Below are 9,424 nucleotides of genomic sequence, written 5' to 3' on the forward strand. Positions count from 1 at the left end.
ATATTCATTGGTCATCGGTTAAGGAAAAATCGTTATCAATTGCATTGATTTTCATAAAATTTGTTAAATTATTCATCAAATGCAAAACTGGAATCTGATATCGATTTCAATTTAAACACTAAACATTTGGGTTTGAGTTTTTCCGTCGAAATCGAGATCAGCAGCTCAAAATCCTTAACCGAATACAAATGAATTTATATTTAATAATCATATTCAGGTTCAAAAATTATTTCAATTTTTTATTATGCCTGCATGACAGGATCACTATGGAATCTAAGGAACGAAAGCCTTATTTGCCAGCTCACAATCCATGCAAGAAAAGAATATTGTGGATGATTGGCAGAATGACCGCCACAGTATAGAGATACTCGGCGCAGTTTTGCTATTCTTCGGGAACATTTGAGGGCTCACCGTGGCCTCAACCGACATGGATGCCAACTGCCTCATCACGATTTCCAGGTAATGGCTGCTGTTGCTTGGTACTTGGGAAAGATGGAAATAAGGATACTTGACATCAACTATATCAGTTATATATAAAAAAACTAAATATAATTAGGAGAAAGGGTCATTACTATTAAATATAAGTTATAAAATTCAAATACGAGTTATAAAATTCAAATATGAGCTATAAAATTCAAATATGAGCTATAAAATTCAAATATGAGCTATAAAATTCAGAATGACAAAGATGCTAACATTGAAAAATGAGAGAAAAATTCGTTTATATAACTTTACCACTGAGTCTGTGGAACTTGGAATACTTCTTGCGATTGTAGGGGGATTTCTTGATGCTTACACGTTTGTTGGAAGAGGTGGGGTTTTTGCCAATGCTCAGACTGGAAATGTCGTACTTATGGGCATAGAAGCTGCAACAGGAGAGTGGAGACAGGCAGTGCTTCATGCTGTGCCTGTTCTGGCGTTTATGGTCGGAGTAGTCGTTGCCGAGATTATTAAAAAGCCTTCAATGCGCCTGTTTATAAAAGATTCAGAAAGAGCAGTTTTAATTCTTGAAACTGTAGTTCTTTTTATTGTAGGTTTTATACCTTATACAAGCCCGAGTATTATTGTAACAGTTGTGGTTTCTTTTGTTTCTTCGGTTCAGATATCTTCATTTCGCAAACTCGTTGGTTCTACGTATAGCACTACAATGGTTACTGGAAACTTACGTTCAGCTACACAGGAAGCTTATATCGCTTTTACAAAAAAGGACGATGAATCGGCTCGCAGAACCATTCGATACTCTACAATTAACCTTTCGTTTCTAGCAGGAGCTATTTTAGGAGGGTTGCTTACATCGTTTATTGGGGTTAAAGCAGTATGGATACCTGTTATCGTGCTGATATGCTCTATAATTTTATTCAATAGTGAGCGTAAGGATATGAATGCTAACATTGAAATCCAAGACTGAGTGAGTTAGTAATAGTAGGCTGACGAACCACTGAAACCAAATCAGGAAATCCGTAACAGTTAGAGAAGTACAGTTAGAGAAGTACAGTTAGAGAAGTACAGTTAGAGAAGTACAGTTAGAGAAGTACAGTTAGAGAAGTACAGTTAGAGAAGTACAGTTAGAGAAGTGAATAGCTAACTACGACATAGTAATTCTTGATAACGATTAGTGAATTAATGACAAAAATTAGTAAATTGTTGACAGAACTTCTGCGCAATCTATATCAGCTTTCAGTGCAGGGAAGGTAAGCAATGGCAAGAGACAGAAGAGACTATTATTATCATCAGGCAAAAGAAGAAGGGTACCGGTCCAGGGCTTCCTTCAAGCTCAAGCAGATTAATGAAAGACATCATATTATCAATAGAGGAGATTCGGTTGTTGATCTTGGCGCAGCCCCAGGCGGATGGCTCCAGGTCGCAAAGGAACTGTCCGGAGGGAAAGTCCTTGGCGTAGACCTGCAGAGAATCGAGCCTATCGAAGGTGTCGAGACCATTCAGGGTGATATAAACGCAGAATCGACAATAAAGAAGATTATAAAGATCGTAGGGGCAAAAGGAACTGATGTGGTGCTCTGTGACGCAGCCCCTAACCTTTCAGGAAACTGGTCTTACGACCATGCAAGGTCAATTGAACTTGCGACTTCGGCCCTGGAATGTGCGAAGAAAATTCTCAAACCTAAAGGGAATTTCGCTGTAAAAGTCTTCCAGGGAGACATGTTTAACGACTACCTACAACAGGTCAGGGAAAACTTTGTCAAAACAGCCGCATATTCTCCGAAAGCGTCACGGTCCCAGAGTGCTGAAATCTACGTTATTGGAAAGAAATTCCTTACAGCTCCGCTCCGCAAAGGAGATGAATTCGTAATGGATATCGAGGAGCTGGGCTCAAGTGGGGACGGAGCTGTACTCATTGAAGGGTTTGTCGTCTTTGTAAAGGAAGTAGAGGTCGGAGAAAAAGTCAGGATCAAAATAACGGATGTCAAACCCAACTTCGCTTTTGCAGATGTCGCAGAAAGGCTTGGAAAAACCGAAAAATCTGAATGATTTATTATAAATACCGGATGACATAAACTATAGCATTTCGTAAAAACATATATATTTAAGCTGTCGTATATACAGCTTAAATATTAAGTATAGTTATTTAACAAAAAATTTTAGTAAAATTATTAAGAGTTTATCCCGATTTTAAAAACACCTTCAAACACGGTGATCCGGTTGATTGATCTTCACACTCACACGATTTTCAGTGACGGGGAACTTATCCCCAGCGAACTTGTCAGACGGGCGGTTATTCACGGCTATAAAGCCATTGCGCTTACCGACCACGCCGACTACACCAATCTCGAACAGCTTATCGAAGCTGGACAGAAAGCAAAATACCTTGAAAGTGAATGGGATATCCGCGTTCTGGCCGGGGTTGAACTGACACATGTGCCGCCACGGAAAATAGCTCCTCTTGCAAAGAAAGCAAAAGAGCTGGGTGCGGATATTGTGGTAGTGCATGGAGAGACCACCTCCGAGCCAGTTGCCCCCGGAACAAATTCAGCGTCCGTTGCCTGTGAATATGTGGATATTCTGGCTCACCCGGGTCTGATCTCTGAGAAAGATGTCGAAAAGGCTAAAGACAACAATGTCTGTCTTGAGATTACAGCGAGGAACGGACACAACCGGACCAACGGACACGTTGCACGGCTTGCACTTGAAATCGGAGCAACTCTTCTTCTAAATACCGATACACATGCCCCTGAAGACCTCATCACAGATGAAACTGCCATGAAAATTGCAATGGGAGCCGGGCTTACCGAAGTAAGGGCAAGAGAAACATTAAAAGCGTCAGCGAAAAAAATAGCGGAAATCGTTTAAACTGTATATATTCTTTTCTATTTTTTCCAAATTTTTTCTTAATCTTCTCTTTTTCAATTTATTCCTAATTAGTTTTTGTTTTCCTTTCAAATTATCCCTTATTTTTACTACTTTCCTATTTCTTCAAATTATTCAGCTTTTATTATATTAAAAGAGAAAATGGATCTTAGATCTACGTTCGATATCTCAACAAAAAATAAATTGAACAGAAAAGTATCCAAGAAATATATGGATATTGGCAAATACAAAAAGGTTTTTTAGTGTTTGTGGCATTTTCTTTTCGAAAAGTAAATGCTATCTTAAATGTTTAGCGTACTTTATAACTAAACTCTCGGTCTTCTATATAACTGAATTTTCAATATTCTCGATGGGATGTTTCACCTCAAAAGATCTAACTGTCTATATTATGTAATACGTTAGATTTGGATTTGCAGTGAACTCCAAAACTCCCCAAATTGGATTACGGATATTGAAAATTCAGGACTTATAGATACAATTCCTTGAGATTGAGAGTTAAAGTTCCATAATATCTGAGGTACTAGAATGAAAAAGATGAGCTTTTTAGTAATTGGCTTGTTACTTATGTCAATAGTAGCAATGTCAGGATGTGCTGATGATAAGTCATCCAACACTACCGCCCCTGCAGAAGAAGAGAATGCAGGCAATATGTCAGCTAATAATACTATGCCTCCAGGAGGAGAAAACCCAGGTCAGATGCCACCTGGGAACGATTCCATGCCTCCTGAAGGAGCTCCTGGTAATATGTCAGCTAACGGTTCCATGCCTCCAGCAGGAGCTCCAGGTAACATGTCAATGCCTCCTGAAGGAGCTCCTCAGGCAGAAAACTCAAGCAATATGTCATAATTTGATTAGTTGGAAAATAGTTTCCAAACTATTTTGACAAAGATGAAGGTAATTAGTCAGATAACAACTTTTACTTTCACCTTGACTTTTTATTATTTTTAAAATCGATATCATCAATTTATTCTTGTCAACTACAACCCCACAATGATATTTTCCTACAATTATATTAATGTAATTTGTTTCTTGGGGTATGTTGATTTGATATATTTGTTGTGCAGTTTATTGATTTGATATATTTATTGCAGTATGTTGATTTGATCTTTTTGTTGCGATATACTGGTGTAGTCTATTTGCTGCAATGTCAACGTTATATCTTTTGAATCAAAACGGAGCATCGGGGGATTGTGCTCATTTTACAGAATTGATCAATAACTCAAGGACTGCAAGGGCAAAACCCATATAGTACTATATATAAAATATATTATAAAAATCAAATTATATAAAGATCAAAATTCATAAAACTCAAAGTTATAACATCAAAAGTATATAAAAATCAAGATTTCATTTTTTGAGGTGTATTATAATATGAGCGTTTATGTAATGCACTTTAATGAAGTCGATAGGACAAATTTGTCTGAGGTAGGGGGAAAAGGTGCTAATCTGGGAGAAATGGTCAAGGCAGGATTTCCTGTCCCTCCTGGATTTTGCATTGCAACGTCGGCTTATCGTGATTTTATTGCAGCAAGTAGTGAGATGGACAGATTTTTTGATTTGCTTGATCAGTTGAAACCGGATCAACCGGAAGAAATCATTAAACTGGGAAAGCTGATCAGAGACCACTTACTAACTATCCCAATATCTCAAACAATTAAACTCTCTATTCTTGATGCATGGAAAGTATTGGGGGAAGAAAGGGCTTATGCCGTTCGGTCAAGTGCCACAGCCGAAGATTTACCGACTGCTTCTTTTGCCGGCCAGCAGGAAACATATTTGAACGTAAAAGGAATAGACCAACTCCTTCAGGCTGTACGGAAATGTTGGAGTTCTCTGTTTACCGACAGGGCAATAATCTACCGTATTAAAAATGGATTTGGTCACCGTTCGGTTTATTTGTCCGTAGTGGTGCAGCAAATGATATTTCCGGAGGTTTCCGGGCTTATGTTTACTGTGGACCCTGTCACCGGGCACAGGAATATTATCTCCATTGATGCCAGCTTTGGGTTGGGTGAGGCTCTGGTCTCAGGAATTGTATCAGCCGACTCCTATCAGGTCCTCAAGGGTAAGATTATCAAAAAGCAAATTGCAGAAAAGAAGATAGCTATTTATCCGGTCACAGAAGGGGGAACAATAACCAGAGAACTTGCTCCTGAACTCCAAAAAAAACAGGCCCTATCTGATGATAAAATTTTGGAGCTGGCCCAACTCGGCCAAAAAATAGAAAAGCACTATTGTTCGGAACAGGATGTTGAGTGGTGTTTGGCAGGGGATAAGTTCTATATTTTACAAAGTCGCCCTATCACCTCTCTTTATCCGATTCCTAAAGTATATGACAATAAACTTCATGTATTTTTGTCGGTTGCTCACCTGCAAATGATGACAAATGCCATGAGACCTATGGGAATTTCTGTTTTTCGGGGGATATTTCCCATTGGAAAAGACTCCGTATCTTTTCCCAATCCAGTAATAACAGAAGCAGGAGATAGACTTTTTTTCGACGTCACCACTCTTTTGTACAATAAAACTTTTCGGCGTTACTTTATCTGGAGAATTGCTATTGTGGACGAACTAATGAGAGATGCCCTGGTGAAAATAGTATCAAGCAAGATATTTCAACAGGAGGCAAAAGCAAACAAAGACACAACGAAACAGGTTTTTCAATTGTTCAAACCGATGCTTCCGCTCTATCTAAAGGGTATTCCGGTTATTGTTAACAATTTACTCTTCCTCGATCCCTCAGGTATCATTGAGCGAGCCACAGCTCCTCTGGAACATATAATAGATAAATATAGACATAGCATCATGCAGGTTTCAGGGCCAGAGCGGATTAAAAGGGTTCAGGAAAGTATGAGAAAGCTGCTACAGGAACTTAATGGCAGCATGATGTACGTACTATTACCGTTCATTGCCCTGCCCATTGCGAATCGTCTGGCCAGGTTGTGGTTGGGTGAAGACCTTGATGTTGACATTCTGAGTAAATCCTCTCCTGGAAACGTAACTGGTGAGATGGGGTTAATGATTGGTGACCTGGCCGATACGGCACGAAAATATCCTGAAGTGATAGCTTATCTGGAAAGGGCTGAAGACCGCACTTTCTATCAGGGTCTCGGTAAAGTAAAAGGTGGAGATATATTCAGGGCCGAGCTGGATAGGTTCATGGAACTGTATGGCATGCGCTGCCCGGGTGAAATTGATATTTCAAACATTCGGTGGTGGGAAGCTCCTACCCTGCTTGTTCCGTCTATTATAAACCACATAAAAAGTAATGCTCCCGGTGAACATCGGGACCGTTTCAGACAGGGCCGGAAAGAAGCTCAGGAAGCTATACAAAAACTTCTGGATCGTATTGGAAATACTCCTGCCGGAAACTTCAAAGCAAGACTAATGTCCAGGCTTCTTTTCATTTATCGAAATTCCACAGGCTTGCGTGAATTTCCCAAGTATGTCATTGTTCGGTTTTTTGATATCTATCGGCAGGCTATCCTTGCAGAGGCACGAGTTTTACATCAACGAGGGATTCTGGAAAGAGAAGAAGATGTGTTCTATTTATACCTTGATGAGCTTGTGGCACTATTAGATAAACGTTTTAATGAGAACCTGAAGGAACTTATAGAATCCCGTAAAAGAGCCTATGAACAGTACCAGAAGATGACGCCTCCCAGGGTTATGACCAGCGAAGGAGAAGTCATTACAGGTGTGAGGAGCGATGTTGAGGCTCCAAAAGGTGCTTTAATCGGAACTCCTGTTTCAGCAGGGGTTGCAGAGGGATACGTCAAGGTTATTCTCAAACCCGAAGCCGCAAAGTTGAATAAAGGGGATATTTTGGTAGCGCCTTTTACTGATCCAGGCTGGACTCCCCTGTTTTATTCTGTTGAGGCTCTGGTAGTGGAGATTGGTGGTATGATGACACATGGTTCTGTAATTGCGCGGGAGTATGGTATTCCTGCAGTTGTAGGTATCGAAAATGCTACCAAAATCTTAAAAGACGGCCAGTATGTCCGTGTTGACGGTACAAGGGGTTTTGTACAGGTTCTGAAATGAAAAAATAAAGAGTCTTAATCAGGCACTTTATTAAAAAAGGAGGGAATAGGAGAATGTACTGCAAACAACTTTACATTCTCTTTTTCCCTTAAGTCACATCCTTAACAGTACCTCTTACATCCTTAACAGTACCTCTTAAAACTAAATCAAGGAAAGGGTTCAGGTGGAATATTGCTTTAAGAGAATGTAATTATGTGGTTTATATCAGTTTTTCTTCCTTATTTATGGAAGGAAGAGAAATAGCCTGATCTCTTTTTTTTCTAATTTTCTCAAAGAGTTGTTTTAAAGTGTCTTCGTTACTCTTCGTGAACTCGAAAGGTGAACTTGTGAAAGGTTCGAAATGCACCGGTAGATCGTCGAGCCTGTAGAAGGTTCCGTCACATTCCATAGCATCAATAACTCCAGGAAGTACGACATCCGAAGCAGATACCGTTGGACAGGGAGCAATGTCCATACAGACCATTGGAATTTTGGCAAGGTAAGCCGCACAATCTGCAGGGATATGGGATACAAGATCAGCACACATAACAAAGGCTACATCTACGTCCTTTTCTCTAAGTACGTCCACGGTCGTGAATTCTCCAGGGTTATAACGCGGGTGTCCACGCATGAAGTCAAGCCCGAAGGGGTAGCCGTACATGTAGGTAGCTACCTGGTTAAAGCCTGCAACGTTGCAGTGGCCTCGAATAGCTCCAAGGGTGAACTTGGCATAGTTATTCAGTTCCTTTACGAGATTCATGGCAATTTCGGAGTTCCTGTACTTCCCCATTGAAGAAGCAAGACCGAGCCCCACTATAATGGCTCCGAAATTACAGCTCTTCATCATATCGAGCATCTCTTCCATAACAGGGATGGGAACTCCGGTAATCTCTTCTACTGAGTGATGTGGAGTTTTTCCATGGAGTAGGGTGAGAAGTGCACTTATCAGTTCAAAGTCCGAACCAGGTTTTAGTTGAACATGCAGGTCGGAAGCTTGAGTTGTAGGAGTTTTTCTCGGGTCTACAGTGATAACTGTCCTGTCAAAACGTCCGCGTTTTGTCCAGTAACCTCTCGGGAAGACTGCGTACCTTGACATCTGTCTTGGCATGGATTCAAGAGGGTTTGTTCCCCAGTAAATTATAAGGTCTCCTCTGTTTTTTTTCTGCCCTTCGGTTGCACCGACTTTCCCAGCTTCCTGAATTCCCATGGCTGTCGGCCCGTGACAGACAGTAGAATTGGAATCGACAATTGCACCAAGGTATTCCCCTATCTTGAGCCCTATTTCATGCGCTTCGCAGGATGTCTCACTGCCCATGAAAAGCAGGGGCCGCTTTGCCGAAACAAGGATATTGGCAGCTTTTTCAAGAGCTTCATCCCAGGCAGTAGGGGTCAGTTTTCCCTCAATTTTTATAAGAGGCTGCATGATCCTGTGGGAGCTTACAACTTCCTGAAATTTGGCATTTCCCATCTTACATGCGTTTTTCGCTTCAATCTTTCCGTCTCCGAACTCAACCTGGATGTCATCACAGGCTGCCCCACAGACCGGACAGATTATGTTTTTGTGAATCATACTCACTCCCCTCCGATATAAACTTTCAATACTACATCTTCTGCACTAAGAACCTCTTCATCAGTGGGCTCAATTGTTACCGGGGCACCCTTATAGAGAGGTGAACCCGTAGAATGGGTATCGGGATCGATAATAACATTCGACCAGATGGCCCTTAGCATAAACACCTGCCCTGGCTGGACTGCATCCGTACATTTCGTATAAACTACAATTGAATGCTTTCCGTTCTCGCTTGTTACTTTTACTTTAGAAGGAGAGCAGAGCGACACAAAATCCACAGGCGAAATCCAGCAAGATACACACTCCATGGTGTACTCATCCGTGAACTTGTTACCCCCTTTGGCAAGCTTGCCTTCATTAATCGTACTTCCGGTAAGGAGTATTACTTCCATGCTTCTCACCTCAAAGTTCAGGGTTTGCATCTGCAACCACGTAAAGCGCTCCTTTTGCTCGCTTGCTGATCGCATAGTCTCCTGTAAATTTCTTGAATTCGCCTATTAGCTC

At 40.9% G+C, this 9,424-nt stretch carries 7 protein-coding genes; 5 read left to right on the forward strand and 2 right to left on the reverse strand.

All coding sequences use genetic code 11. From position 1 onward, the window contains the following. The first annotated feature begins 679 nt into the window (after nt 1-679). From ASJ81_RS05980 to ASJ81_RS06000, 5 genes are all read left to right on the forward strand, one after another. On the forward strand, nt 680-1,408 hold the full coding sequence (locus tag ASJ81_RS05980; protein WP_095643693.1) for a YoaK family protein: 729 nt from the start codon (nt 680-682) through the stop codon (nt 1,406-1,408). A 290-nt stretch (nt 1,409-1,698) separates the two neighbouring features. Next, nucleotides 1,699-2,490: a 23S rRNA (uridine(2552)-2'-O)-methyltransferase gene (locus tag ASJ81_RS05985; RefSeq protein WP_095643694.1), complete on the forward strand. Its 792-nt coding sequence runs from the start codon at nt 1,699-1,701 to the stop codon at nt 2,488-2,490. A 171-nt stretch (nt 2,491-2,661) separates the two neighbouring features. Next, a complete protein-coding gene (locus tag ASJ81_RS05990) occupies nt 2,662-3,309 on the forward strand; it encodes a histidinol phosphate phosphatase domain-containing protein (RefSeq protein ID WP_095643695.1) in 648 nt (215 codons plus the stop codon). A 543-nt stretch (nt 3,310-3,852) separates the two neighbouring features. Further along, the gene (locus tag ASJ81_RS05995) at nt 3,853-4,173 is read left to right on the forward strand and encodes a hypothetical protein (RefSeq protein WP_095643696.1); all 321 of its coding nucleotides are present in this window, start codon (nt 3,853-3,855) and stop codon (nt 4,171-4,173) included. Between the two features lie 525 nt (nt 4,174-4,698). Next, a complete protein-coding gene (locus ASJ81_RS06000; RefSeq protein ID WP_095643697.1) occupies nt 4,699-7,371 on the forward strand; it encodes a phosphoenolpyruvate synthase in 2,673 nt (890 codons plus the stop codon). Between the two features lie 199 nt (nt 7,372-7,570). Here ASJ81_RS06000 and ASJ81_RS06005 read toward each other — a convergent pair whose 3' ends face one another. Then, entirely contained in the window at nt 7,571-8,920 is a 1,350-nt protein-coding gene (locus tag ASJ81_RS06005) for a formylmethanofuran dehydrogenase subunit B (RefSeq protein WP_095643698.1), read from the reverse strand. Between the two features lie 2 nt (nt 8,921-8,922). Beyond that, on the reverse strand, nt 8,923-9,312 hold the full coding sequence (locus ASJ81_RS06010) for a molybdopterin dinucleotide binding domain-containing protein (RefSeq protein ID WP_095643699.1): 390 nt from the start codon (nt 9,310-9,312) through the stop codon (nt 8,923-8,925). Between the last annotated feature and the right edge of the window lie 112 nt (nt 9,313-9,424).

Source organism: Methanosarcina spelaei, from assembly GCF_002287235.1.
Lineage (GTDB): Archaea > Halobacteriota > Methanosarcinia > Methanosarcinales > Methanosarcinaceae > Methanosarcina > Methanosarcina spelaei.

Excerpts from the sequence above, each read along its gene's own strand:
- ASJ81_RS05980 (WP_095643693.1), top strand. The coding sequence starts at position 680 with ATGACAAAGATGCTAACATTGAAAAATGAGAGAAAAATTCGTTTATAT.
- ASJ81_RS06010 (WP_095643699.1), bottom strand. The coding sequence starts at position 9,312 with ATGGAAGTAATACTCCTTACCGGAAGTACGATTAATGAAGGCAAGCTT.
- ASJ81_RS06005 (WP_095643698.1), bottom strand. The coding sequence starts at position 8,920 with ATGATTCACAAAAACATAATCTGTCCGGTCTGTGGGGCAGCCTGTGAT.
- ASJ81_RS05985 (WP_095643694.1), top strand. The coding sequence starts at position 1,699 with ATGGCAAGAGACAGAAGAGACTATTATTATCATCAGGCAAAAGAAGAA.
- ASJ81_RS05995 (WP_095643696.1), top strand. The coding sequence starts at position 3,853 with ATGAAAAAGATGAGCTTTTTAGTAATTGGCTTGTTACTTATGTCAATA.
- ASJ81_RS06000 (WP_095643697.1), top strand. The coding sequence starts at position 4,699 with ATGAGCGTTTATGTAATGCACTTTAATGAAGTCGATAGGACAAATTTG.